Source organism: Enterobacter sp. I4 (assembly GCF_022669095.1).
Lineage (GTDB): Bacteria > Pseudomonadota > Gammaproteobacteria > Enterobacterales > Enterobacteriaceae > Enterobacter > Enterobacter pasteurii.
Map to the genome: position 1 here is coordinate 1,955,939 of NZ_JALBUO010000001.1, position 25,059 is coordinate 1,980,997.

The window sequence follows — 25,059 nt, forward strand, 5'->3', positions numbered from 1 at the left end:
AGAATCGACGCAAGGCCGCCGTACGAGCGGTCAGTAATAATGAAGTCGGTGATAGCAAGAAGTAAAAAAAGAACCTGACAGCAGCAAAAAAAACTCCTGCGCTGTACAGGCCCCAACAGGGGATTACACAACTGGCGAAGGCCGGTCATTATAATGAGTGGAGTATCAACACAATGTCCATCATCACAAAAAAAAGTCTGGTAGCGGCGGGGATTTTAACTGCGCTAATCGCGGGTAATGCTGCAATGGCCGCGGACGTTCCTGCGGGTGTTCAGCTGGCCGAGAAGCAAACGCTGGTCCGTAACAACGGCGCGGAAGTACAGTCTCTCGATCCGCACAAAATTGAAGGGGTGCCAGAATCTAACGTTAACCGTGACCTGTTTGAAGGTCTGCTGGTGACTGACGTGGACGGCCATCCGGCGCCGGGTGTGGCGGAAAAGTGGGACAATAAAGATTTTAAAGTCTGGACCTTCCACCTGCGTAAAGATGCCAAATGGTCCGACGGCACGCCGGTAACCGCCGAAGATTTCGTGTATAGCTGGCAGCGCCTGGCGGATCCCAATACCGCCTCTCCGTATGCGAGCTACCTGCAGTATGGTCATATTGCCAATATCGATGACATCATCACGGGTAAAAAGCCGGTTACCGATCTGGGCGTAAAAGCCATTGATGCCAACACCTTTGAAGTCACGTTGAGCGAACCTGTTCCGTACTTCTATAAGCTGCTGGTACACCCGTCCGTCTCTCCGGTGCCAAAATCCGCTGTTGAAAAATTCGGTGAAAAATGGACCCAGCCTGCGAATATCGTGACCAACGGTGCGTACAAGCTGAAAAGCTGGGTAGTAAACGAACGTATGGTGCTGGAGCGTAACCCGCAGTACTGGGACAACGCGAAGACCGTTATTAATCAGGTAACCTACCTGCCAATTGCTTCAGAAGTAACGGACGTTAACCGCTACCGCAGCGGTGAAATCGACATGACCTACAACAACATGCCGATTGAACTGTTCCAGAAACTGAAAAAAGAGATCCCAAAAGAAGTTCACGTCGATCCGTATCTGTGCACCTATTACTACGAAATCAACAACCAGAAAGCACCGTTTACCGACGTTCGCGTACGTACCGCACTGAAGCTGGCGCTGGATCGCGATATCATCGTCCACAAAGTGAAGAATCAGGGCGACCTGCCTGCCTACAGTTATACCCCGCCTTACACCGACGGAATGAAGCTGGTTGAGCCTGAGTGGTTCAAGTGGTCTCAGGAAAAACGTAACGAAGAAGCGAAAAAACTGCTGGCCGAAGCCGGCTATACCGCCGATAAGCCGCTGACGTTTAGCCTGCTGTACAACACGTCCGATCTGCATAAAAAACTGGCTATCGCCGTCGCGTCAATCTGGAAGAAGAACCTGGGCGTAAACGTGAAGCTGGAAAACCAGGAGTGGAAGACCTTCCTCGATACGCGCCATCAGGGGACGTTCGACGTGGCCCGTGCAGGCTGGTGTGCGGACTATAACGAACCAACCTCCTTCCTGAACACCATGCTCAGCGACAGCTCGAACAACACTGCACATTATAAGAGCCCGGCGTTTGATAAGCTGATTGGTGAAACGCTGAAGGTAGCAGATGACGCTCAGCGCGCCGATCTGTACGCTAAATCTGAGCAACAGCTCGATAAAGACTCTGCGATCGTTCCGGTGTACTACTACGTCAACGCCCGTCTGGTGAAGCCGTGGGTAGGGGGTTATACCGGTAAAGACCCGTTGGATAATATTTCCGTTAAGAATCTTTATATTATCAAGCATTAATGGCAATACGTGGGGCGAGCCAGCTTGCCCCACTGTGTCTACTTTGTAACATTCATCAGGCACACGCCAGAAGGTACGGGCAATGTTGAAATTTATCCTGCGTCGCTGTCTTGAAGCGATCCCAACGTTATTTATTCTAATTACTATTTCATTCTTCATGATGCGCCTTGCGCCGGGCAGTCCATTTACCGGCGAACGTACGCTTCCGCCAGAAGTCATGGCCAATATCGAAGCGAAATACCATTTAAACGATCCCATTACCACGCAGTACTTCAACTATCTGAAGCAGCTTGCTCACGGTGATTTTGGACCGTCATTCAAATATAAAGACTATTCCGTTAACGACCTGGTCGCGTCCAGCTTCCCGGTATCGGCTAAATTAGGTGCTGCTGCATTTATCCTGGCCGTGGTTCTCGGCGTCACTGCGGGCGTTATCGCCGCGCTAAAACAAAATACCCGATGGGATTACGCCGTGATGGGGGTCGCAATGACCGGGGTGGTTATCCCCAGCTTCGTTGTCGCGCCGTTGCTGGTCATGATATTTGCCATCACGCTGCAGTGGCTGCCCGGGGGCGGCTGGAACGGCGGGGCGCTGAAGTTCATGATACTGCCGATGGTGGCGTTATCACTGGCGTACATCGCCAGCATCGCCCGTATCACCCGTGGATCGATGATTGAAGTCCTGCACTCTAACTTCATCCGTACCGCCCGCGCGAAGGGGCTGCCGATGCGCCGGATTATTTTGCGTCATGCGCTCAAGCCAGCGCTGCTGCCGGTGCTCTCCTATATGGGGCCTGCTTTCGTCGGCATCATTACGGGTTCCATGGTCATTGAAACCATTTACGGTCTGCCGGGCATTGGGCAGCTGTTTGTTAACGGGGCGCTTAACCGTGACTATTCGCTGGTGCTGAGCCTCACGATCCTCGTGGGTGCGCTGACCATTCTGTTTAATGCCGTTGTCGATGTGCTGTATGCCGTTATCGACCCGAAAATCCGTTACTAACTGGAGCACGCCATGATGTTGAGTAAGAAAAACAGCGAGGCGCTGGAAAACTTCAGTGAAAAGCTGGAGGTCGAAGGGCGCAGCCTCTGGCAGGACGCGCGCCGTCGCTTTATGCATAACCGTGCCGCCGTTGCCAGCCTGGTTGTGCTGGTGCTTATCGCGCTGTTCGTTACCCTGGCACCGATGCTGTCGCAGTTTACCTATTTCGATACGGACTGGGGCATGATGTCCAGCGCGCCGGATATGGAGTCCGGGCACTATTTCGGTACCGACTCTTCCGGCCGTGATTTGCTGGTGCGCGTGGCGATCGGCGGCCGTATCTCGCTGATGGTCGGTATTGCCGCGGCGCTGGTGGCGGTTCTGGTCGGTACGCTTTACGGCTCGCTTTCCGGTTATCTCGGCGGCAAAGTGGACTCCGTAATGATGCGTTTGCTTGAGATCCTTAACTCCTTCCCGTTTATGTTCTTCGTCATTCTGCTGGTGACCTTTTTTGGTCAGAACATCCTGCTGATCTTTGTGGCAATCGGGATGGTCTCCTGGCTGGACATGGCGCGTATCGTGCGTGGCCAGACGCTGAGCCTCAAACGCAAGGAGTTTATTGAGGCCGCGCAGGTTGGGGGTGTCTCTACCGCCAATATCGTGGTGCGTCATATCGTTCCTAACGTGCTGGGCGTGGTGGTGGTATACGCCTCCCTGCTGGTACCGAGCATGATCCTGTTTGAATCTTTCCTGAGCTTCCTGGGATTAGGTACGCAGGAGCCGCTGAGCAGCTGGGGCGCTCTGTTAAGCGATGGCGCAAACTCCATGGAAGTGTCGCCGTGGCTACTGCTGTATCCGGCGGGCTTCCTGGTAGTCACCCTGTTCTGTTTCAACTTTATCGGCGATGGCCTGCGTGATGCCCTCGACCCGAAAGACCGTTAAGGAGCGCCGCCATGACCATTATTGAAACGGCAACCGCGCCTCAGGCGCAGCAGCGGACCAGCGCACTGCTGGACGTAAAAGATCTCCGCGTGACTTTTAAAACCCCGGACGGGGACGTTACCGCCGTAAACGATCTCAACTTCGACCTGCGTGCGGGTGAAACGCTGGGTATCGTGGGGGAGTCCGGCTCCGGAAAATCCCAAACCGCCTTCGCGCTGATGGGCCTGCTGGCGTCTAACGGCGTGATTGGCGGTTCGGCGACATTTAACGGCAGAGAGATCCTGAATTTGCCGGAACATGAGCTGAACAAACTGCGCGCCGAGCAGATCTCAATGATTTTCCAGGATCCGATGACGTCGCTGAACCCGTACATGCGTGTGGGGGAACAGCTGATGGAAGTGCTGATGCTGCACAAGGGCCTGGGCAAAGCCGAAGCGTTTGAAGAGTCGGTCAAAATGCTGGATGCGGTGAAAATGCCGGAAGCGCGCAAGCGCATGCGCATGTATCCGCACGAGTTCTCCGGCGGGATGCGTCAGCGCGTTATGATCGCAATGGCGCTGCTTTGCAGGCCAAAGCTGCTGATTGCCGACGAACCGACCACGGCGCTGGACGTGACCGTACAGGCGCAGATCATGACGCTCCTGAACGAGCTTAAGCGCGAGTTCAACACCGCGATTATCATGATTACCCACGATCTGGGGGTTGTCGCCGGGATTTGTGACAAAGTCCTGGTCATGTATGCCGGCCGCACGATGGAATACGGTAACGCACGTGACGTGTTTTATCAGCCAGCCCATCCGTACTCCATTGGCCTGCTGAATGCCGTACCGCGCCTTGATGCGGAAGGAGAGTCGCTGCTGACGATCCCCGGTAACCCGCCAAACCTGCTGCGTCTGCCGAAAGGCTGTCCGTTCCAGCCGCGCTGTCCGCACGCGATGGAAATCTGCAACAGCGCACCGCCGCTGGAGGCGTTTGCCCCGGGCCGTCTGCGCGCCTGCTTTAAGCCGCAGGAGGAGCTGGTATGAACGCCATTGATGAAAAAAGAAATGTACTGCTCGAAATCGCTGACCTGAAGGTTCATTTCGATATCAAAGACGGCAAGCAGTGGTTCTGGCAGCCGGCTAAAACCCTGAAAGCGGTGGATGGCGTTACGCTGCGCCTGTACGAAGGGGAGACCCTGGGCGTGGTGGGCGAATCCGGCTGCGGCAAATCGACGTTTGCGCGGGCGATTATCGGCCTGGTAAAAGCCACCGACGGTAAAGTGGCCTGGCTTGGCAAAGATCTGCTGGGAATGAAGCCGGATGAATGGCGCGACGTGCGCAGCGATATCCAGATGATATTCCAGGATCCGCTGGCATCGCTCAACCCGCGTATGACCATTGGTGAAATCATTGCCGAGCCGCTGCGCACCTATCATCCAAAGATGCCGCGCCAGGAAGTGCGCGACCGCGTGAAGGCGATGATGCTGAAGGTGGGTCTGCTGCCTAACCTCATCAACCGCTATCCGCACGAGTTTTCCGGCGGCCAGTGTCAGCGTATCGGTATTGCGCGTGCGCTGATCCTCGAGCCAAAGCTGATCATCTGCGATGAGCCGGTTTCGGCGCTGGACGTATCTATCCAGGCGCAGGTGGTTAACCTGTTGCAGAAACTCCAGAGGGAGATGGGGCTGTCGCTGATTTTCATCGCTCATGACCTGGCGGTGGTAAAACACATTTCCGATCGCGTGCTGGTGATGTATCTGGGTCACGCCGTGGAGCTGGGCACCTACGACGAGGTGTATCACAACCCGCTGCACCCCTACACCAAAGCGCTGATGTCCGCGGTACCCGTACCGGACCCCGATCTGGAGAAAAATAAAACCATTCAGCTGCTGGAAGGCGAACTGCCTTCGCCGATTAACCCGCCTTCGGGCTGCGTATTCCGTACGCGGTGCCCATTAGCCGGGCCGGAATGCGCGAAGACGCGGCCGGTGCTGGAGGGCAGTTTCCGACACGCGGTTTCCTGCCTGAAAGTAGAACCGCTATAATCGCAAGGGCTGACAAGATGTCAGCCCTTATTTTTCGAGGTTATTGTGTCGCGATTATTCACGTCGGCCCGCCAGCGGCTGTATCATTTTTTATTCGATCCTGAAACGGTTTCCGGTCGACGCGTCGAGGGACTGTGCGGCTTATTTGCGCTGATTAGCGTCATCATCATCTTTATTGAATCCGGCGCCGGAACGCAGTACCACATGACGTTTGAGGAGTGGCATGTCTTCGTCTGGCTGGAACTGATCGTTACGCTGGTCTTTAGCGTCGAATATATACTGAGGGTCATCAGCTGGCCGAATCCGGCTAAATACGTCTTCAGCTTCTGGGGAATTATTGATTTAGCCACCATTCTGCCGCTGTACGTCATGTGGCTGTGGCCTGAAATTAGCCTGAACTATGTCTTTGCCTGGCGCGCAATGCGGGCGATTCGCGTATTACGTATTCTGAAGCTGCTGCGCTTTATGCCGTCGCTGCGGGTTTTTTGGGTCGCCATTGTCAGCGCCCGCCACCAGCTTATTCTCTTCTATTCGTTTATTGCTATCGTGATGATCGTTTTTGGATCCCTGATGTATTTAATCGAAGGGCCAAAATACGGCTTTACCACCCTTAATGCGTCGGTTTACTGGGCCATCGTGACGGTGACGACGGTAGGCTATGGGGATATTACGCCGCATACGCCGCTCGGACGTATTGTGGCCTCTGTCCTGATTCTGATCGGTTATTCCGTGATAGCGATCCCGACGGGGCTAATTACTACCCACATGAGCAGCGCGTTTCAGAGCAGCAAACGGCAACGCAAATGTTCGAATTGTCAGCAGGGGAATCATGAACCCGACGCGCGGTTTTGTCACCGCTGCGGAAAGGCATTACCGGAGTAAATAAAAAAGGCTGCCGTCGCAGCCTTTATTTATTCGCGCCAGAGAATGTGGCACAGCTTGTGGTCTTTCTCGCGGCACAGCAGCACGCGCGCGAAGATGTCGTTAATTTCGCCACCGTCTTCATCTGCCAGTCCAATCACAACCTCGGCGAAGAAGTCCGGGTTGAGGTCAAAATCAACGTGTTCGGCCCAGTCTTCAGACGGATCGAACAGCTCGGCGCCGCCACGCTCTTCAAACTGAAGGTTGAAAAGAATGACGTCCGCAGGGTCGAGGTTATCAACCGCCAGTTCGAGAAAAATATCGTAAGCCTGCTCGAGCGTTTCGTCTTCGGTCAGGCGATTGTTCAGATCCATTTCCATGATGACTACCTGTTTAACATCGTTGGGCACGTTTTACAGCAACGGACTAAAGAAGTAAAACAGTCGTTCGGCAATTCGCTGCCAGAGCGGACGTTTGGCCCACAGCCTGGCGTCCAGCAGGCGGGAGCGGGAGATATAATCGTCCTGAACCGCCGCCAGATCGCCGCCGAATCCAACGTCGTCAATCACCAGCGTAATTTCAAAATTCAGCCACAGGCTACGCATGTCGAGGTTGACGGTGCCCACCAGGCTCAGCTCGCCGTCCACCAGCACGCTCTTGGTGTGTAACAGCCCGCCTTCGAACTGGTAAATTTTCACCCCGGCGGCCAGCAGCTCGCTGAAGAACGCGCGGCTTGCCCATCCGACCAGCAGCGAGTCATTTTTGCGCGGCAGAATAATGCTCACGTCCACCCCGCGCTGCGCCGCCGTGCAGATGGCATGCAGAAGATCGTCGCTGGGTACGAAGTAGGGCGTGGTCATTATCAGATACTCACGCGCTGAGTAAGCGGCGGTCAGCAGCGCCTGATGGATGAGATCTTCCGGAAAGCCGGGGCCGGAGGCAATGGTATGAATGGTGTGGCCGCTGGCTTCTTCAAACGGCATGATATTGCCATCCGGCGGCGGCGGAAGAATACGTTTACCGGTTTCAATTTCCCAGTCGCAGGAATAGACGATACCCATAGAGGTCGCCACCGGGCCTTCCATACGCGCCATCAAATCGATCCATTGCCCCACGCCGGAATCCTGCTTGAAGAAGCGGGGATCGACCATGTTCATGCTGCCGGTGTAGGCAATATAGTTATCGATCAGGACCATTTTACGGTGCTGCCGGAGATCCATGCGGCGCAGGAAGACGCGGAAAAGATTCACCTTCAGCGCCTCGACCACTTCGATGCCCGCATTGCGCATCATACCGGCCCACGGGCTGCGGAAAAAGGCGACGCTGCCGGCGGAGTCCAGCATCAGGCGGCAGTGGATACCGCGGCGCGCGGCGGCCATCAGCGATTCGGCTACCTGATCCGCCATTCCGCCGGGCTGCCAGATATAAAATACCATCTCGATATTATGTCGGGCGAGCTGAATGTCGCGGATTAGGGCCTGCATCACATCATCGGAGGTGGTCATAAGCTGCAGCTGATTGCCCTTTACGCCGCCAATGCCCTGGCGGCGTTCGCACAGTTTGAACAGGGACGCGGCCACGCTGCTGTTCTCTTCGGCGAAGATATGCTTGCAGGCTTTGAGATCGGCCAGCCATTTTGCCGTGGAGGGCCACATGGCACGGGCGCGTTCAGCGCGGCGTTTCCCAAGATGAAGTTCACCGAAAGAGAGATAGGCGATAATGCCCACCAGCGGCAGAATATAGATAATCAGAAGCCAGGCCATGGCTGAAGGTACCGCTCTGCGTTTCATCAGAATGCGCAGCGTCACCCCGGCAATTAACAGCCAGTATCCTAAAATGACCAGCCAACTCACCACGGTGTAGAAGGTTGTCATAAATAAAAAATCCTTTTGAAAGCGTATTGTTATGAGTTTACGCATCAGGAATCATCTGGCAAATAAAAACGGCAGATAAAAGCGCTGGTTTGCCGACAGCTTAGGCTTATAATGACGTTTCTGTTAGAGAAAGAGTTGTAGACATGAAGCGCAGTAGAACTGAAGTAGGGCGCTGGCGCATGTTGCGACAGGTGAGTCGTCGTAAGGCTCGTTGGCTGGAAGCACAATCCCGCCGCAATATGCGTATCCACGCCATCAGAAAATGTGGACTGAACAGACACCGTAACGCGCTGCTGTTCGCGGTCCAGGACATCTGAAAAGCATGAGGGGCACCGTTGAGGTGCCCGTTAAACCTCCGGACTATCATTTTTCGCAGTCTCTCCTCTCCGGTTTCAGCGATATACTACGCCCCCTTAACGTCATGAAATAAAAAGATGAATCCATATCTCTGGGTTTTTATTGTGCTTTTGGCGCTGGATGCGCTCAGGGAAGATTTAGGGTTATCGTCATTCTCCTCGCTGACAGATTATGTTTATGCCTGGGGAGTAAGCTGGCTTTATTAAAAGGAAAAAGGATGAACGGAAAAGCGGTGGCAGCGATCCTCGGGATTGCGATATTAAGCGGATGTACCAGCAGTAAACCTTCCCCTGATCGGCACGCGTTTTATTTTGTCTCGCATCAGTCCGGCTTCACCGGCGGCAATTACGCCTCTGACGTGCAGAAGAACTATCGCCTTAACGTGGCGCAGTTCCGCGAGCTTTACGCGCGCGGTAGGGCCGACCGCACGGAAGGCCGGACGCAGGCAGAAGCGCATCAATACGCCCAAAGCATACGCGATCAGCTTAAGGAAAATGCGAAGTCGCAGGAGTCCTTCGCAGGCAATGCGAAGGATAAGTGGACGTCGGCAATGGATGAAAAGGATGCTGCTTTATTTGGCAACGAACTGGCAGCGACTTATCTTGACGGCTATAACGGCGTACAATAGCGCCCTGATTTGGGGATACCGTTATTTGCGGTAATCCCGCAGTTGTAGTGCAAAAGGAGTGAGACGTGTTTGCGGAGTTTGGTGTACTGAATTTCTGGACCTATGTTGTCGGCGCATTTTTTATCGTGCTGGTTCCAGGACCGAACACCTTGTTTGTGCTTAAAACAGGGATTGGCCACGGCGTTAAAAAAGGATATCTGGCCGCCACCGGCGTATTTATTGGTGATGCTGTACTCATGTTTCTGGCCTGGGCGGGGGTCGCCGCGTTAATCCAGACCACGCCGGTGTTATTTAATATCGTCCGCTATCTGGGCGCGTTTTACCTTCTGTGGCTCGGCGGCAAAATGCTCTGGTCTGTTATTAACCGTCAGAATAATGCACATGATAATAGCGCCGAACCGGCAAGCGCGATCCTCAAGCGTTCGCTGGTGCTGAGCCTGACGAACCCGAAGGCCATTCTTTTTTACGTGTCGTTCTTCGTGCAGTTCATTGATGTAAACGCGACGAATACCGGCACGTCGTTCCTGATCCTCGCCACGACCCTTGAGCTGATCAGCTTCATGTACATGAGCTTCCTGATTTTCTCAGGGGCGTTTGTGACCCGATATCTAAAAACGAAAAAGAAGCTCGCCAGGCTGGGCAACGGTCTGATAGGGCTGCTGTTCGTCGGGTTCGCGGCGCGGCTGGCGTCGCTGCACTGAATGAAAAAAAGGCTTCTGGGGGAGTAATGCCAGTCAGTTAAGCAGCTGACTGGCCCTTTTTCGGGGCTGTGGGGTATCTTCAGGGCCTTTCCTTTATCACTCTCGGGAAGGCCCTTTCCCAATTTTACCAGCAGCCCCATGCTTTCAAGATCACGCATCAGCTTCGGGATACCCCCTGGTGAAGCGCCCTGAAGAGTCATCAACATTCGCATTACCATTCCGCATGACTCTGAGAAGCTCAGCTGGTTTGGCCAGTATCCCTTCAGTTGTTCCGCCATGCGTCTGGCCTGAAAAGCCTTAAAAAAAGCCCCGTTTTGGGGGCATATTTCAAATAACCTGATGACTGATTTTTTTTAGAATTAAATTAGCCAATCTCTTTCTTTGATATCCTTTCTCTTTTTTTCTTAGGGTGGCCAGGAATCTCAGCCGCTCATGCTCAATTTTGCAGCGCTCAGCTTCAAGGGTTGATTCTTTCTTATCCTGGTCATAGCTATCGATGACTCCTTCCGGGAGACACCATATTTTAATATTGCAGTAATCTCGGAATGCAACCCAGCGGTCTACTTCATATTTAATTGGGTAGTTAAAATCGAGCAAGGCTTTTGCCGTTTCAAGGCTGAGAATGTATGCAGGTGACTGGCTTGCCCGCGCCATTCTGTGGAACGTGACATTCTCAGTCAGTTTCTTCTTGATTAACGGAGTGATAGCCTCAGGCGTATTGAGCAGGTAAATTTCACGGCTGCGCGGCTGAAGTGCGTTTTCTACAGTACTAATAACTTCTTTTGCAGACTCAGTGATTGTAATGTCATCCTCAAGCACCAGGGCATAAGGGATGCTGTCTGCTACCATTCTGGTATATATATACAGATGGCTCAATGTACAGCCAATCACGCCTTTTGTTAGTCTGGCCTGTGAAGGGTTATGAGCCAGAAGGTGCGTTGCTTCATCCTGCAGTTCACGGCCGTTAACAGCCTCAATGATTTCATAGTCGAAACCATTGGCTTTGCATTGTGCATCAATATTGTTTCTTTTTTTTATTTCAGTTTTAAGGTTGATAACGAAGGTTTTCATCGTGCTCCCTTGTAAAACAACATTCCGTTTTATTGAATAGTAATTTGCTGAGTGTACTGATGAAAAATCAGTAAATATATCTGTGAATTATAAAAGTCATACAAACGATAGGCATAGTAACTGTAATGATAAAGCTGCTCAACCCAAAAATGACAACGTGCCCCGCAGAAGGCTTGCTGTGTAATCTGCAGAAGAACTGAGTCGAATAGTTCCTAACTCCTGTAAGCAAGAAAATAGACGCTCCACTTCACCACGGAGTTTTACGGATGAGCGACTATCAACACGGCGTCGAGGTCATTGAATCAAGGGATTTTTACGGTCGATGAAATCGAGCGCCGGGGCGCCCTGATACGGTCACCATCCGGGGGGCAGCGCTGATTTTCGCGGGTCGCTAAACTCCTGCCGGGAACAGCCATGGCACGATACCACGCTCGGCGTTATTGTTGAGACCATTGCTGCGCGCAACCAATAGTTGTTAGAAGCCCGCAAAAGCTGGGCTTCAAGTCTTGTTGTGGTCAACATGTAAATACTATATGAGACAAACCCTTTTGGTTCATTGTGTTAAAGCGTTTAAAAAAAGCTCCTGAGGGAGCCTTTTTTGATCCTGTTGACAACGTGCCGTTATTTGGTTGTATAGTACAACTAAATAACGGAGAACAACAATGCACATCGAAACCCCTATAGTCAGTGACATCCGCAGCGCCTCCCGTCTGATGGTGCGAGAGCTTGGATTTATGGCCTCGACGCTGGCCTCAACGAATTATTCCCCTTCCGCCGTCCATACTCTGGTCGAAATTGGGTTGCGTAAAGAGATGACGGCCGGACAGCTAGTCCAGCTGCTGGGGCTGGAAAAATCAAGCGTCAGCCGAATGCTGGCTCGTCTGATAGCCGCTGGTGAACTGGAGGAGTTCGCATCACCGGAAGACGCCAGGGCAAAATGTCTCCGGCTGACCGCAAAAGGGCATGCGACCGTCCAGCAAATCAACGCTTACGGTAGCGAGCGGGTGATTTCGGCAATACGGTCGCTGACTTCCGATCAACAGCAGGCCATTGCCCGGGGGTTATCGCTTTATGCCGGTGCGCTGCTGTCGTGCCGCGAAAATCCTGCGGATAAATTCTCAGATGAGCTGGAGATTGTTGAGGGCTATCTGCCCGGTATGATAGGACGCATCGCGGAGATGCACGGGACTTTCTACGCCCGCGAACACCAGTTCGGCAGCTTCTTTGAAGCCAAAGTCGCTTCGGGGCTGGCTGAGTTCAGCGGACGTCTTACTAATCCCCGTAACCGAATCTGGCTGGCGCTCATTCAGGGCAGGATTGTTGGCTCCGTAGCCATTGATGGTGAAGATCTTGAGCAGGGAGAAGCCCATCTGCGATGGTTTATTCTTGACGATGGATGCCGTGGACATGGGGCGGGCAAAAGGCTGCTGACGGAAGCGATGAATTTTTGCGACAGCATGGGTTTTTCCGCGGTACATCTCTGGACGTTTAATAAGCTTACGGCCGCCAGACGTCTCTACCAATCCTTTGGCTTTCAGCTTGCCAGTGAGTGGGAGGGCGAGCAGTGGGGAAGCCTGATTACCGAACAGCAGTTTACCCGCCTTAACGGCTCTTTACCGGAATGAAAAAAGGCTCCTGCTGGAGCCTTTCTTTCAGAACACTTTCTTATACGGGCGAACCGTGACGTTCTCATACACGCCGGCCGCGACGTACGGGTCTGCTTCTGCCCATGCCTGTGCGGCTTCGAGAGACTCAAACTCGGCAATCACCGTTGAGCCGGTAAAACCCGCTGCACCAGGATCGTTGCTGTCGACGGCAGGCATCGGGCCCGCGGTCAGTAACCGGCCTTCATCCTGCAACAGCTGTAAGCGCGCCAGATGGGCAGGGCGAACGGAAAGACGTTTTTCCAGAGAATCAGATACATCTTCAGCGTAAATCACGTAAAGCACGGCAAAGCTCCTTAACCGGTAAAAGTGTCATTTACGTTATGTGAAAGCACAAATGTCTGCAATGCAAAGATAATAACAATGTTAAAACCCTGATCTGGATGCCCCTTTTTTGTCCTCTTGTACGCTTAAATTGCGCCAGGACAAAGTGTCTTATTGAATATGATTGCTATTTGCATTTAAAATCGGAGTTCGGTTTTTTAACGTTGATGATTATGACTTCGATGACCCTTGATTTACCTCGCCGCTTTCCATGGCCGACGCTGCTTTCCGTCGTTATTCACGGTGCTGTCGTGGCGGGTCTGCTCTATACCTCGGTTCATCAGGTTATTGAAATGCCGGCGCCCGCGCAGCCAATTTCGGTGACCATGGTCTCGCCTGCGGATCTTGAACCGCCACAGGTTGCGCCTCCGCCGCCACAGCCAGTTGCTGAGCCGGAGCCAGAGCCTGAGCCCGTTCCGGAGCCGCCGAAAGAAGCGCCGGTGGTCATCCATAAGCCAGAGCCAAAACCGAAGCCAAAGCCAAAACCGAAACCGAAACCGGTCAAAAAGGTGGAGGAACGCCCTAAACGTGAAGTGCGTCCGGTAGAGCCGCGCGCCACGCAGCCGGTTGAAAATACCGCACCTTCGCGTCCGCTGATGAATAACACCGCGACCGCGGCCAAACCAGCGGTAACAGCGCCTGCGGGGCCGCGCGCGCTGAGCCGTAACCAGCCGCAGTATCCGGCTCGCGCTCAGGCATTACGTATTGAAGGGCGAGTACGGGTGAAATTTGACGTTACGGCAGACGGGCGCGTGGATAACGTGCAGATCCTGTCCGCGCAGCCATCCAATATGTTTGAACGTGAAGTTAAATCGGCCATGCGCAAGTGGCGCTATGAAGCCGGTAAGCCAGGCAACGGGCTGATTGTGAACATTGTCTTCCGCCTGAACGGCGGGGCCCAAATGGAATAACAGCAATAAAAAAAGCCTCGAGTGAGGCTTTTTTTACGTCTGAGGATCAGTTCTGGGGTAGCGGACGGGGTTTTCCGTCGTTATCCACCGCCACATAGATAAACAGCGCTTCAGTCGCCTTGTAGCGCTGGCCAATCGGTTCAGAAGAGACTTTCTTCACCCATACCTCAATGTTGACAGAGATGGACGTGTTGCCGCGCTTAACGCAGCGCGCGTAGCAGCAAACGACGTCGCCCACCGCTACGGGCCGCAGGAAGGTCATTCCGTCAACCCGGACAGTTACCACCCGCCCGTGAGCAATCTCTTTTGCAAGGATTGCACCGCCCATATCCATTTGCGACATCAACCAGCCGCCAAAAATATCGCCATTGGCATTCGTATCCGCAGGCATTGCCAGTGTGCGTAAAACCAGTTCGCCCTGAGGGGCGCTATTTGTTGTCATTGTTTTTTAACTCATAACTGAAGACTTCAGGCGGGATGCTACTATGATTTCTGGCTGGAGAGAATAGGGGATAGCGCCCGCAGAGCAGGCGCCTGAGGGTCAGAAGGACATGGTTACGCCTGCGTAATACGCGCGGCCCGGTTCGTTATAGGTCGACGCACCCTCATTTTCACGATAAATCTGCTTATCAAAGAGGTTACTGATTCCCGCATTAAGGCGCAGGTTTTTTGTCAGCTGATAATTACCGCCGATCCCTACGATGGAATACGCGCCGATCTCCCGGTCTGACATCGTGCCTTCCTCTTTACGGATTTCCGCATTTTCCCGAGGCTTCTGGCGGCCGTACATGGTCCAGGTAACGTTTGCCGAGAGTTTGCTGTTTACTTCCCAGTCGAGCATGGTGTTGACGGTATATTCAGGAATAATCGACAGCGGGTTGCCGGTATCTTTGCTTTCAGACTGAATCATATACGTGGCGTTGGTGCGCCAGGTGAGCGTGTCGCGAATCACCGGGACCGTCAGGTTACCTTCCAGCCCCTCAACGACGGCCTTACCACCATTCTCCCACTGAAGGATGTTCACACCGCTGCTGGTCTGCCCCAGCACGTCCGTTCCCGAAACGATCTTGTTTTTATAATCGTTTCGGAACCAGGTAATGCCGGCTTCGTAGCCTTCCAGCGCGAAGGCGAGGCCGATTTCCTTGTTCACGCTGATTTCAGGATCCAAATCCGGGTTGCCCAGCAGGTAGCAGCTTCCTTCGGAAACGTTATTCGGGCAGCCATTACCGCGGGTGGAAAGCAGATAGCCCTCGCTGGACTGATACAGGTTTGGCGCTTTAAATACCCGTGCGATACCCGCTTTGACCTTAAACATGTCGCCGAGATCCTGAGAGAGGTTGAGGCTTGGGCTCCAGTTACTGCCAAACTGATTGTGGTAATCAAAACGGATGCCGGGGATCAGGCTGGTGCCCGGACGCGCTTCAATATTGTCCTCAAGATAGATACCGGTCAGGTCGGCGCTGTTTTTGCTGTTACGCTCGGAGGCCGTGCCGGAAACGCCGTTAATTACCTCTCCCGACACGTTAGTTGCCTGCATCGACGCCGGGTCGTTCAGTTCATCACGGTTCCACTCTGCGCCAACGGTCAGGGTCTGATCGACCAGCCAGAAGAAGGGAATATTCAGCTCACCGGTGGAGCGGTATGACTCGAGACGGCTGGTGTCGTATTTATCGCTATTGATCATCCCCTCCACTTTACCCGTGGAGCCTTCGCCCAGGCGGGTATTATTGGTCTTCTCGTAATAGACACCGAATTTTGACTGGCCCCAGTCCCAGATGCCGTTATGGGTAATACCGTATGACTGGCGGTACATGCGGTTAGTTTCGTGACCATAAAGGGACGATACCAGCCCGTTGGGGCTGACGTTGCCGTTGCTGTACTGCGTATCCCCAGCGTAAATATTGCCCTGGCGGCTGTAGCTGTAATCGAAATCGATTATCTGCTGCGGCGTGAGCTTCCAGGAGAGCAGGGCATTAATGTCTTTATTACGTACGCCTTCGCGTCCGGCGGCCCAGGAGCCATTCTGTGCGGTATTGATGTCCTGCGCATCCGCGTCGGTTTTGTTGATATTCCCGTACAGACGCATCGTCAACGCGTCGCCCGCGAGCGGGCCGCTCAGGTCAAAGTTAGCGCGTTTGGTCGCCCCCTCTTTATCATTTTCAGGCTGGTTGGTGAACAGGGAGAGCGAGCCGTGCCAGTCGTTGGTTGGGCGTTTGGTAATGATGTTGACGACGCCGCCGGCGGCCCCCGAACCGTAGCGGGCAGCAGCAGGACCACGAAGCACTTCAATGCGCTCGACCATCTCTGGCGGAACCCAGTTAGTGTCACCGCGGGTGTCGCGCTCGCCGCGCCAGCTGTAGCGCACCGAGTTGCGGGAAGTTACCGGAACACCGTCAATCAGGATCAGGGTGTTCTCTGGCCCCATGCCGCGAATGTCGATCTGGCGATTGTTGCCGCGGCTGCCCGTAGCGCTGTTTCCGGTGAGATTAACCCCGGGCATTTTGCGAATAATTTCCGAAAGATCGTTAACCGGTGGATCCTTTTCAATGTCTTTTGCGGTGATGACAGAAACCCCCGGCTGCTGCTTGAGTGCTTCCTCTGCGGTGGCCTGAACCACCATGGTTTCACCATCGGCGAGGAGATCGTCTGCTGCGTGCGCGCTCTGGCTGAGTGCGGAAAGCATGGCCAGCGTCAGTGACGCGGGGGCAAATCTTATTGTTTTATTCATCAACTCATTTCCATTTGTTAAAAATGCGATGACGAATATTAATGATAGTGATTCTCATTACAATGAAGGGGGAGCAATCTCCACAAAATCTTCATGATTCGGACATTTTTGCAGAAAGCGTGATGAGAATAGGGAAGGAAAAAGAGAGGGGCCAGACCGCGAGGCGATCTGGCCATCTGATTACTGCTTATCGTCCTGCGGCATGTGGCGGTAGATATAAACCCCGCTCAGCAGAGTGAAGATCAGCGTCAGGGCCGTAAGCCCGAAGACTTTAAAGTTGACCCAGATATTTTGCGGCAGCCAGAAGGCGATATAGATGTTGGCCAGGCCACAGAGAATAAAGAACAGCGCCCAGGCGATGTTCAGACGAGACCACACCTCCTGCGGTAGCGTCAGCTCTTTGCCCAGCATGCGCTGAATCAGGGGTTTTTTCATTACCCACTGGCTGATGAGCAGTGCGCCAGCAAAAAGCCCGTAAATCACCGTCACCTTCCATTTGATAAATTCATCGTTATGGAAGAACAGCGTCAGGCCACCAAAAACCGCCACCATTAGGAAGGTGATGAGCGCCATCTTTTCAACTTTGCGATAGCGTACCCAGCTATAAATCAGCACTACAGCCGTTGCTACAATCAGGGCCAGCGTCCCGGCGTAAATGTCGTAGAGCTTGTAAAACGCGAAAAAAACGATCAGCGGTAAAAAATCTAGAAACTGCTTCATTCTGCGATCCCGGTTACTGACGAATTAACATATACAGGCGGAACAAATAGACCAGCAGCACGGCTGAAATCAGGTTGCTCAGCGTATTGGCGACAACCGCACCGACGTTGGGCGTTAATACCGCAAAGTTCGGCGCAAACAGCAATAAGAGCGTTTTGGCAAGCAGCCAGCTGATAACGGCCGGGGCGACCAGACGCATGTTCGCCCACGCGAGCTTAATGCTGCTGCGCATCGCCGTGAAGATCCCCATTTTGTCCTGCACAACCATAACCGGTGCGAATGAAAGCACAATCGCCAGCAGGACGCCCGGTACGACAACCAGCATGATCCCCATCTGCACCAGGAGCGTGGTCAGGAAGATAAGGATAAACAGCTTCGGCAGCACGGGTGCGCTGGCACCGATGGCACGCAACGCGCTAACGCGGTGTCCGGCCGAAACGAGCTGGATCATCAGCAGCACGCCACCTGCCAGAATCGCATTCCCAATTAACCCGGAGAACGTCGATGCCGCGGAGGCGCGCAGCAGGATTTGCTGTTGCTCTGGCGTCATATTCTGCACAAGGTCAAACAAGCCTGCGCTGCCTGCAAGATGATCCCCCTGGCTCAGCGTAGCAATCTGTTCTTCACTGGGTGAGAACGCATGACCCAGAACCACCGTAATAAAGGCGCACAACAGCGCGATCAGTAAAAACGTAACGAACTGATTGCGGAAAAAATTTCCCGTGTCACGGTAGACAGACTTCGCCGTGATAGACATGCACTCTCCTTGAGTATTGCAGGTGTTAATTAGCCGGCAATTGTACACCGGATATCACGCGGGTGGCAGCCTCAAGGCTTGTATGGAAAAGCATATCTTTGTAAAGCAGCGGTAATCCCGTCTTGCCGGGCTATATCAAGACAGGCGCTAACATGATGTTGGTAAAAATTAATCTGGATCAATAAATGTTAAGTTACTGGTTTTAATGTGATCTGTGTTAGATCACTTATTACTTATTTGTAGGTATATTCTCCATCGCTATTAAAACCACAACGATGGAGCGGATATGAAAAAAGTAGCGGTGGCAGCCCTTGTATTAAGCAGTCTCTCTGGTGGCGCGTACGCGCATGAAGCGGGTGAATTCTTTATCCGTGCCGGCTCGGCAACGGTTCGTCCAACGGAAGGTTCAGACAGCGTACTGGGAATGGGCGGTTTTAACGTCAGCAACAATACCCAGTTAGGCTTAACGTTCACCTATATGGCAACGGATAACGTTGGCGTCGAGCTGTTGGCCGCAACGCCATTCCGTCACCGCGTCGGTTTAGGACCGACCGGAGACATTGCCACGGTGCATCATTTACCGCCAACGCTGATGGCGCAGTGGTACTTCGGTGACTCCAGCAGCAAGGTGCGTCCGTATATTGGTGCCGGTGTGAACTATACGACCTTCTTCGACGAGAAATTTAACGATACCGGGAAAGCGGCCGGGCTGACCGATCTTAGCCTGAAGGACTCCTGGGGCGTGGCGGGGCAGGTGGGGCTGGATTACCTCATCAACCGCGACTGGCTAATCAACGCCTCCGTCTGGTACATGGATATTGATACCGACGTGCGTTTCAAAGCAGGCGGGGAGCAGCAGAGTATCAGCACCCGTCTGGATCCGTGGGTGTTTATGTTCTCTGCGGGATATCGTTTCTGATCGTTCAAAAAACTGGCCGCACGGCGGCCAGTCATACCGGCTTAAAAAGAAGGGTAAACAGGCCGTTCATCCAGCTTTGCGCAATACCTGAGCCTCGATTCGCCATCATACAGGTAGCTGAACGTATCGCGTGAGATGGAGTGGAACAGAATATCGCCGTTCGCAAAGGGAATAATTTCAGTATCGCCGGATCGCTTATGACCCGCGCCGGTTTCAAAATTCCCTGACCATTTTTCCTGCGTGTGGTCATAAACGTGCAGGATGATTTCTACCGGCCCTCTTTCTGGACAATTTAGCCGCAAAACCGTTGACGAAAAATTTAAAGATAACGCGTGAAAAGAGATAAAAAAGAGCAACAATCCAGAAAATCTTACCAACATCAATCCATCAAAACCTTATTCAACCAGGCTTAAGATTTTACTTAAGTAAAAATTTTTCCTGTTGCCATGGATCAATAAGAGTTAACTTTCAACAACCTGTCGTTTCATCACGCCCATAGGTTTGGACCGTAAGACGATATATCCCTGCAAGGGGGATAATTGCTGTATGGTGGTTATTCCATACACCTGGCTGGAGGGGATATCCCCAACATCAAATTTGAGTGTCCGGTTTGTGCAGGTAAACAGTTTTACTTTACCATCTTTAGTGCAGCACACAACCAACCTCACGGTGCGCTTTGTTCAGCTTGCGGAACACGACTCACCATACATTCATGCCTCCCAAAGCTTAAAAGGCGGCGGTGGCCAAAGCCAGTAAGCTAAAAAAAGGCCTCCAGGAGGCCTTTTTAGATCGGAATATTACTTCTGAATTAAATACCGTATGGTTGGCCCATCCTGCTGGATATCCAGCACCGTGTAGCCGTGGTTTTTGGCATCAAGCGGAATAGAGTTGATGGACTGCGGGCAGTCGCTCACGACCTCCAGAATTTCTCCTTTGTTTAACTGTGGCAGGGCTTCAAGCGTGGCGACGGCGGGATAAGGGCAGGGTTCACCTACCATATCGAGGCGATAGTCCGGAACGATCTCTTTCATGCTGCATTCTCCCGAGTTTTCGTTGTAGCTGAGGCGCGGCGGAAGAAGCGCTTCTCCTGCGCGATAACCAGTAAGAAGGCGATTAACAGCAGGCCGTACGTTACCAGCAGTCCGCCGAGCGGGCCAAAGGCGTTCAGCAGGTTGACCTTATCCCAGTTCGTTGCAAGCACCGGAGAAACGTCATCCCAGCAGTACGCCAGAATGGTCGAGCCAATCACGTTACCCAGACCTACCCACCAGTAGTGTACCTGGCCTTCCACGGCGCGGTACATCCAGCCGGTCTCACATCCGCCTGCCAGCACGATGCCAAAACCAAACAGCAGGCCGCCAATGACGGCATTCGGGCCCGCCCACATGATTTTCGGCTCGACGCCGAGCTGCACGTAGCTAAAGATGCCGATAGCGCTGACCGCCATACCGGCTACGATCGCCTTCGCCATCATCGTGCGCCCGGTGATCCACATATCGCGAAACGCGGACGTAAAGCAGATCTGCGCGCGTTCAATCAGCAGACCAAACCCAACGCCGAACAGCATCGCCAGACCGAGCTTAGGCTGATTCATCGCAGTGCAAATCGCCCAGGCAATCATGGCGAAAAAGACCAGCATACCGAGACGGAAGCGGCGCCGCGCCTGGTCAGGCTTCTGTGTTAACGGCGAGGCCGCGCTGACTTTGGTCATTTTCACCGGAATGCGGAACAGCGGCAGCAGGGTGAATTTTGCACCAAAGTAAGAGCCGATGGCGGTGGCAACGGCAAAGAACCAGGCATGCAGCGAAAACTGCGGTATACCGGTGAAGAACGCGGCAAGGTTACAGCCCATCGCCAGGCGCGCGCCAAAGCCGGCAATGATACCGCCGACCACCGCCTGCATAATGCGAATGCGGCTTTTTGGCATCCGCAGCTTAACGTTGTTCGCCCACAGCGCGGCGGCAAAACAGCCGCCGAACATACCGACGATCATCATTCCGTCAATACGGGTCAGCGGCGTGCCTTCCAGATGAATGAGTTTAAAGTAGCCCCACTCTTCGGCGTGTACGCCTGCCAGCTGAAGGAGCTGTCCGCCCCAGCGGGTAAATTCGCCCGTGACGGCCCAGAAGGTGCCGGTAATACCGAAATAATAAGTGGAGAGAATGCCTGCCGCGATGACGGCCGGAACAGGTGACCAGAACTTAACCAGGTAAGTCTGTTTGAAGTAATGCCATGACATGAATAACCTCTGAACTCAGAAGGATAACGCTAAAAAGAGCCCAGATCATACGCTTACGTAAACGTTTGAAAAGCTATTCACGCCGAAAATATCGACGCGATCAATTTTGACCCGACACGCTGAAGGCCGTATCGGAAAGAAGACCGCCCGGCAGCGAGGCCAGACGGTCAGGACGGTCAGGCGCTGCGCGTTGCCGCTTTCATGGCAGTGACGAACGCTTTCAGCTCAGCCAGCATCTGCGCGGGCTTGTCTACGTTTTTCTCGATGATTTTCACGATAGCCGAACCGGAAATCGCGCCAGCCGCCTTCGCCTCAATCGCTGCGGTAACCTGGTCCGGGGAGGATATCCCGAAGCCCTGAAGCGGCGGCGCAGCGTGATATTCCGCCAGCTTTTCCACCAGATGGTGCAGCGGCAGCGCGGCTTTGTTCTCCGCGCCGGTAACGCCCGCACGGGAGAGCAGGTAGGTATAGCCGCGCCCGTACGAGGCAATCTGGCGCAGCAGTGCGTCATCGGCGTTCGGCGGGCAGATGAAGATTGGCGCGACGTTGTGGCGCATCGCCGCCTGGCGGAACGGCGCAGATTCCTCCACCGGAACGTCAGCGACCAGCACGGAGTCAACGCCAACGCGGGCGCACTCGGCGTAAAACTCGTCAATACCGCGGCTGAAGACCAGGTTAGCGTACATCAGCAGGCCGATCGGAATGGTCGGATGCTTCTGGCGAATTGCCGCCAGCATCTCGAAGCACTGGGTCGGCGTGACGCCCGCGGCAAAGGCGCGCAGGGTGGCGTTCTGGATGGTCGGGCCATCCGCCAGCGGATCCGAGAACGGGATCCCCAGTTCAAGAGCGTCGGCACCGGCTTCAATCAGGGTGTCGATGATTTTCAGCGACTGCTCCGGACCGGGGTCGCCCAGCGTAACGAAGGGAACGAACGCGCCTTCCTGGCGGGCTTTCAGCTGTGCAAATGCGTTGTCGTAGCGTTCCATCAAATTTCCCCTCGTGCTTTCAGAATATCGTGAACGGTAAAGATATCTTTATCTCCGCGACCGGAAAGGTTAACCACCAATAGCTGCTCTTTCTCCGGGTCCGCTTTCATCATCTTCAGCGCGTGTGCAAGCGCGTGTGAGGACTCCAGCGCCGGGATAATCCCTTCATTGCGGCACAGCGTTTTAAAGGCTTCCAGCGCTTCATCATCGGTGATAGAGACGTAATCCGCGCGGCCGGTGCTGTTGAGGAAGGCGTGCTGCGGCCCAACGGACGGGAAATCCAGCCCGGCAGAAATTGAGTAAGACTCTTCAATCTGCCCTTCGTCGGTCTGCATCATCGGGGCCTTCATGCCGAAGTAGATCCCCACGCGACCGTGCTTCAGCGGCGCGCCGTGCTCGCCGGTTTCGATCCCGTGACCGGCTGGCTCTACGCCAATCAGCCCAACGCTGGTCTCGTCGATAAAATCGGCAAACATGCCGATGGCGTTAGAGCCTCCGCCAACGCAGGCGATCACCGCATCCGGCAGGCGACCCTCTTTCTCGAGGATCTGCGCTTTGGTCTCTTCGCCGATCATGCGCTGAAATTCTCGAACGATGGTTGGGAACGGATGCGGACCCGCCGCCGTGCCGAGCATGTAGTGCGCGGTTTCGTAGCTGCCGGACCAGTCGCGGAGCGCTTCGTTGCAGGCATCTTTCAGCGTGGCGGAACCGCTGTGCACCGGGATCACTTCCGCGCCCATCAGACGCATGCGGAACACGTTTGGAGACTGACGCTCAACGTCCTTTGCCCCCATATAGATGCGGCATTTCAGGCCGAGCAGGGCGCTGGCGAGCGCCGAGGCCACGCCGTGCTGGCCCGCACCGGTTTCGGCGATGATTTCGGTTTTGCCCATGCGCTTCGCGAGCAGCGCCTGGCCCAGCACCTGGTTAGTTTTGTGCGCCCCGCCGTGCAGCAGGTCTTCGCGCTTAAGGTACAGCGTCGTCCGCGTGCCTTCGGTCAGGTTACGGCATTTGGTCAGCGCCGTCGGGCGACCGGCGTAGTTTTTCAGCAGGTCGGTAAATTCAGCCTGAAACGCCGGATCTTTCTGCGCGCTTACGAAGGCTTCTTCCAGCTGGCGCAGGGCGGGCATCAGGATCTGCGGGACGTACATCCCACCGAATTCACCGAAATACGGGTTAAGTAATGTCGTCATCTTCTCTTCCTTAATATGCGCGCAGAGTTTTAAATACCGAGGCCAGCTTGCTGGCATCTTTTATACCCGGCTGGCTCTCTACGCCTGAATTGAAATCGAGGCCTGCGCAGCCGGTTTTAGCCGCTTCCACGCAGTTATCGGGGCTTAATCCACCTGCCAGCAGAACGTTGTCCAGCGCTTCGCCACGCAGCAGTGACCAGTCGAAACGCTGTCCGGTACCGCCCTGGCCGTTATCAAGCACGTATTTATCCACCTGGTTCAGGTTACGTGCGGGCAGCGTGGCTTCGACGCGTTGTGCTTTCCAGATTTGAATCTGAGGCGCGAGAACGGCTCGAAGCGCATCGATATACGCCTGGTCTTCATCGCCGTGGAGCTGAACCGCGCTCAGTTCTAACGCTTCCGCTTTCGCCGCAACGTCGTTGATGTCCGCATTGCGGAACACGCCCACATAGCTGAGCGGGGCCGCCGCGATGACCTTACGCGCCTGTTCGTCGCTGACAGCCCGCGGGGAGGAATCAACAAAGATCAGACCGCCGTAGATGGCGCCCGCTTCATACGCGGCCAGGGCATCCTGTTCACGGGTTAAGCCGCACACTTTGTTTTCGCCCAACAGCACGCGGCGCACGGCCGCATTCAGATCGTCGTGTTCCATCATTGCGGAGCCGATCAGGAAGCCGTTAGCAAAATGGCTGAGCTCGCGCACCTGAGCGTAGCTGTTAATGCCGGACTCGCTGATCACCGTTACGCCCGCGCCGAGGCGCGGTGCAAGCTCACGCGTGCGGTTAAGGTCAATCGAGAGATCGCGCAGGTCGCGGTTGTTAATGCCCACCACTTTGGCCTCCAGCGCGATGGCGCGCTCCAGCTCCTCCTCGTTGCTTACTTCGGTCAGCACGCCCATATTCAGGCTGTGCGCGACGGCGGCGAGCTGGCGATACTGTTCGTCATCAAGCACGGACAGCATCAGCAGGCAGGCATCGGCCTGGTAGAAGCGCGCCAGCCAGATCTGGTACGGGTCAATAATAAAGTCTTTGCACAGAATCGGCTGCGGCGCGATGCCGCTGACGACGGGCAGAAAATCAAAGCTGCCCTGAAAATATTTCTCATCCGTCAGCACGGAAATGGCGGACGCATGATGTTTGTAGATACCGGCAATACGCGCCGGGTCGAAATCGTCACGGATTACGCCCTTAGAAGGAGACGCTTTTTTACACTCCAGAATGAACGCGGTGCGTGCGCCCTGGAGGGCATCATAGAATCGACGGCTGCTCGGCACGACGTCATTCTGGAAACCGGCAAGCGGCTGCTGCTGCTTGCGTGCTTCCACCCAGATGGCCTTATCGGCGACGATTTTCGCTAAAACGGTCTGCATTA

At 54.2% G+C, this 25,059-nt stretch carries 26 protein-coding genes and 3 pseudogenes; 13 read left to right on the forward strand and 16 right to left on the reverse strand.

The window, feature by feature from the left end; genetic code table 11:
• Nucleotides 1-173: 173 nt before the first annotated feature.
• From oppA to MOQ06_RS09345, 6 genes are all read left to right on the forward strand, one after another.
• Nucleotides 174-1,805, forward strand: a complete 1,632-nt coding sequence (gene oppA, locus MOQ06_RS09320) for an oligopeptide ABC transporter substrate-binding protein OppA (protein ID WP_148419634.1) — start codon at nucleotides 174-176, stop codon at nucleotides 1,803-1,805.
• An 82-nt stretch (nucleotides 1,806-1,887) separates the two neighbouring features.
• The gene (gene oppB, locus MOQ06_RS09325) at nucleotides 1,888-2,808 is read left to right on the forward strand and encodes an oligopeptide ABC transporter permease OppB (RefSeq protein WP_148419635.1); all 921 of its coding nucleotides are present in this window, start codon (nucleotides 1,888-1,890) and stop codon (nucleotides 2,806-2,808) included.
• A gap of 12 nt (nucleotides 2,809-2,820) precedes the next feature.
• The gene (gene oppC, locus MOQ06_RS09330; protein ID WP_242172531.1) at nucleotides 2,821-3,729 is read left to right on the forward strand and encodes an oligopeptide ABC transporter permease OppC; all 909 of its coding nucleotides are present in this window, start codon (nucleotides 2,821-2,823) and stop codon (nucleotides 3,727-3,729) included.
• 11 nt (nucleotides 3,730-3,740) lie between these two features.
• Nucleotides 3,741-4,754, forward strand: a complete 1,014-nt coding sequence (locus MOQ06_RS09335; protein ID WP_148419637.1) for an ABC transporter ATP-binding protein — start codon at nucleotides 3,741-3,743, stop codon at nucleotides 4,752-4,754.
• Nucleotides 4,751-5,755 (forward strand): murein tripeptide/oligopeptide ABC transporter ATP-binding protein OppF, encoded by a 1,005-nt coding sequence (gene oppF / locus MOQ06_RS09340; protein WP_242172532.1) that lies wholly within the window; start codon nucleotides 4,751-4,753, stop codon nucleotides 5,753-5,755. The genes MOQ06_RS09335 and oppF overlap by 4 nt, the downstream gene beginning before the upstream one ends.
• 45 nt (nucleotides 5,756-5,800) lie before the next feature.
• Entirely contained in the window at nucleotides 5,801-6,637 is an 837-nt protein-coding gene (locus tag MOQ06_RS09345; protein WP_242172534.1) for an ion transporter, read from the forward strand.
• A gap of 29 nt (nucleotides 6,638-6,666) precedes the next feature.
• Here the strand turns inward: MOQ06_RS09345 and MOQ06_RS09350 are convergent, their stop codons facing one another.
• On the reverse strand, nucleotides 6,667-6,996 hold the full coding sequence (locus MOQ06_RS09350) for an HI1450 family dsDNA-mimic protein (RefSeq protein ID WP_006810881.1): 330 nt from the start codon (nucleotides 6,994-6,996) through the stop codon (nucleotides 6,667-6,669).
• Between the two features lie 33 nt (nucleotides 6,997-7,029).
• Nucleotides 7,030-8,490, reverse strand: a complete 1,461-nt coding sequence (gene cls / locus MOQ06_RS09355) for a cardiolipin synthase (RefSeq protein ID WP_148419640.1) — start codon at nucleotides 8,488-8,490, stop codon at nucleotides 7,030-7,032.
• Between the two features lie 143 nt (nucleotides 8,491-8,633).
• On the opposite strand from cls, the gene MOQ06_RS09360 reads away from it, so the two are divergent.
• From MOQ06_RS09360 to leuE, 3 genes are all read left to right on the forward strand, one after another.
• The gene (locus MOQ06_RS09360) at nucleotides 8,634-8,807 is read left to right on the forward strand and encodes a YciY family protein (protein ID WP_017384232.1); all 174 of its coding nucleotides are present in this window, start codon (nucleotides 8,634-8,636) and stop codon (nucleotides 8,805-8,807) included.
• A 257-nt stretch (nucleotides 8,808-9,064) separates the two neighbouring features.
• A complete protein-coding gene (locus MOQ06_RS09365) occupies nucleotides 9,065-9,475 on the forward strand; it encodes an Exc2 family lipoprotein (protein WP_242172538.1) in 411 nt (136 codons plus the stop codon).
• Nucleotides 9,476-9,540: 65 nt separating this feature from the next.
• Nucleotides 9,541-10,176, forward strand: coding sequence for a leucine efflux protein LeuE (gene leuE, locus MOQ06_RS09370; RefSeq protein ID WP_176610146.1), 636 nt, complete (start codon nucleotides 9,541-9,543; stop codon nucleotides 10,174-10,176).
• A gap of 79 nt (nucleotides 10,177-10,255) precedes the next feature.
• Here leuE and MOQ06_RS09375 read toward each other — a convergent pair.
• Nucleotides 10,256-10,457: pseudogene (locus MOQ06_RS09375) on the reverse strand (IS4 family transposase); the annotation flags it as partial.
• A 46-nt stretch (nucleotides 10,458-10,503) separates the two neighbouring features.
• A complete protein-coding gene (locus tag MOQ06_RS09380) occupies nucleotides 10,504-11,247 on the reverse strand; it encodes a glycosyltransferase family 25 protein (RefSeq protein ID WP_176610147.1) in 744 nt (247 codons plus the stop codon).
• A 297-nt stretch (nucleotides 11,248-11,544) separates the two neighbouring features.
• Between MOQ06_RS09380 and MOQ06_RS09385 the strand changes: the two are divergent.
• Nucleotides 11,545-11,713 (forward strand): annotated as a pseudogene (locus MOQ06_RS09385) (phage late control D family protein); the annotation flags it as partial.
• A 196-nt stretch (nucleotides 11,714-11,909) separates the two neighbouring features.
• Nucleotides 11,910-12,872 carry a bifunctional helix-turn-helix transcriptional regulator/GNAT family N-acetyltransferase gene (locus tag MOQ06_RS09390; RefSeq protein ID WP_242172541.1) on the forward strand — a complete coding sequence of 321 codons (963 nt, stop codon included), beginning with the start codon at nucleotides 11,910-11,912 and terminating at the stop codon, nucleotides 12,870-12,872.
• A gap of 27 nt (nucleotides 12,873-12,899) precedes the next feature.
• Here MOQ06_RS09390 and MOQ06_RS09395 read toward each other — a convergent pair whose 3' ends face one another.
• Nucleotides 12,900-13,196, reverse strand: coding sequence for a YciI family protein (locus MOQ06_RS09395; protein WP_148419645.1), 297 nt, complete (start codon nucleotides 13,194-13,196; stop codon nucleotides 12,900-12,902).
• A 221-nt stretch (nucleotides 13,197-13,417) separates the two neighbouring features.
• Here MOQ06_RS09395 and tonB point away from each other — a divergent pair, with 221 nt between their 5' ends.
• Nucleotides 13,418-14,146 carry a TonB system transport protein TonB gene (tonB, locus tag MOQ06_RS09400; protein ID WP_176678699.1) on the forward strand — a complete coding sequence of 243 codons (729 nt, stop codon included), beginning with the start codon at nucleotides 13,418-13,420 and terminating at the stop codon, nucleotides 14,144-14,146.
• Nucleotides 14,147-14,192: 46 nt separating this feature from the next.
• On the opposite strand, the gene yciA is transcribed toward tonB, so the two are convergent.
• From yciA to MOQ06_RS09425, 5 genes and pseudogenes are all read right to left on the reverse strand, one after another.
• Nucleotides 14,193-14,588, reverse strand: coding sequence for an acyl-CoA thioester hydrolase YciA (gene yciA, locus MOQ06_RS09405; RefSeq protein ID WP_148419647.1), 396 nt, complete (start codon nucleotides 14,586-14,588; stop codon nucleotides 14,193-14,195).
• Nucleotides 14,589-14,687: 99 nt separating this feature from the next.
• A complete protein-coding gene (locus MOQ06_RS09410) occupies nucleotides 14,688-16,874 on the reverse strand; it encodes a TonB-dependent siderophore receptor (RefSeq protein WP_277932184.1) in 2,187 nt (728 codons plus the stop codon).
• A 180-nt stretch (nucleotides 16,875-17,054) separates the two neighbouring features.
• Nucleotides 17,055-17,594: a septation protein A gene (locus MOQ06_RS09415; RefSeq protein ID WP_148419649.1), complete on the reverse strand. Its 540-nt coding sequence runs from the start codon at nucleotides 17,592-17,594 to the stop codon at nucleotides 17,055-17,057.
• 13 nt (nucleotides 17,595-17,607) lie between these two features.
• The gene (locus MOQ06_RS09420) at nucleotides 17,608-18,351 is read right to left on the reverse strand and encodes a YciC family protein (protein ID WP_193355306.1); all 744 of its coding nucleotides are present in this window, start codon (nucleotides 18,349-18,351) and stop codon (nucleotides 17,608-17,610) included.
• 25 nt (nucleotides 18,352-18,376) lie between these two features.
• Nucleotides 18,377-18,469, reverse strand: a pseudogene (locus MOQ06_RS09425) (YkgJ family cysteine cluster protein); the annotation flags it as partial.
• Nucleotides 18,470-18,637: 168 nt separating this feature from the next.
• On the opposite strand from MOQ06_RS09425, the gene ompW reads away from it, so the two are divergent.
• Nucleotides 18,638-19,270: an outer membrane protein OmpW gene (gene ompW, locus MOQ06_RS09430; RefSeq protein WP_148419651.1), complete on the forward strand. Its 633-nt coding sequence runs from the start codon at nucleotides 18,638-18,640 to the stop codon at nucleotides 19,268-19,270.
• A gap of 41 nt (nucleotides 19,271-19,311) precedes the next feature.
• Here ompW and MOQ06_RS09435 read toward each other — a convergent pair whose 3' ends face one another.
• From MOQ06_RS09435 to trpCF, 6 genes are all read right to left on the reverse strand, one after another.
• Nucleotides 19,312-19,650: a hypothetical protein gene (locus MOQ06_RS09435; protein ID WP_148419652.1), complete on the reverse strand. Its 339-nt coding sequence runs from the start codon at nucleotides 19,648-19,650 to the stop codon at nucleotides 19,312-19,314.
• Nucleotides 19,651-20,067: 417 nt separating this feature from the next.
• Nucleotides 20,068-20,301: a sulfurtransferase-like selenium metabolism protein YedF gene (gene yedF / locus MOQ06_RS09440; protein ID WP_148419653.1), complete on the reverse strand. Its 234-nt coding sequence runs from the start codon at nucleotides 20,299-20,301 to the stop codon at nucleotides 20,068-20,070.
• Nucleotides 20,298-21,509: a selenium metabolism membrane protein YedE/FdhT gene (gene yedE / locus MOQ06_RS09445; protein ID WP_193355305.1), complete on the reverse strand. Its 1,212-nt coding sequence runs from the start codon at nucleotides 21,507-21,509 to the stop codon at nucleotides 20,298-20,300. The genes yedF and yedE overlap by 4 nt, the downstream gene beginning before the upstream one ends.
• 176 nt (nucleotides 21,510-21,685) lie before the next feature.
• Nucleotides 21,686-22,495 (reverse strand): tryptophan synthase subunit alpha, encoded by an 810-nt coding sequence (gene trpA / locus MOQ06_RS09450; protein WP_242172546.1) that lies wholly within the window; start codon nucleotides 22,493-22,495, stop codon nucleotides 21,686-21,688.
• A complete protein-coding gene (gene trpB, locus MOQ06_RS09455) occupies nucleotides 22,495-23,688 on the reverse strand; it encodes a tryptophan synthase subunit beta (protein ID WP_148419656.1) in 1,194 nt (397 codons plus the stop codon). Before trpB ends, trpA begins: the two co-directional genes overlap by 1 nt.
• Nucleotides 23,689-23,698: 10 nt before the next feature.
• Entirely contained in the window at nucleotides 23,699-25,057 is a 1,359-nt protein-coding gene (gene trpCF, locus MOQ06_RS09460; RefSeq protein ID WP_242172549.1) for a bifunctional indole-3-glycerol-phosphate synthase TrpC/phosphoribosylanthranilate isomerase TrpF, read from the reverse strand.
• Nucleotides 25,058-25,059 lie beyond the last annotated feature (2 nt).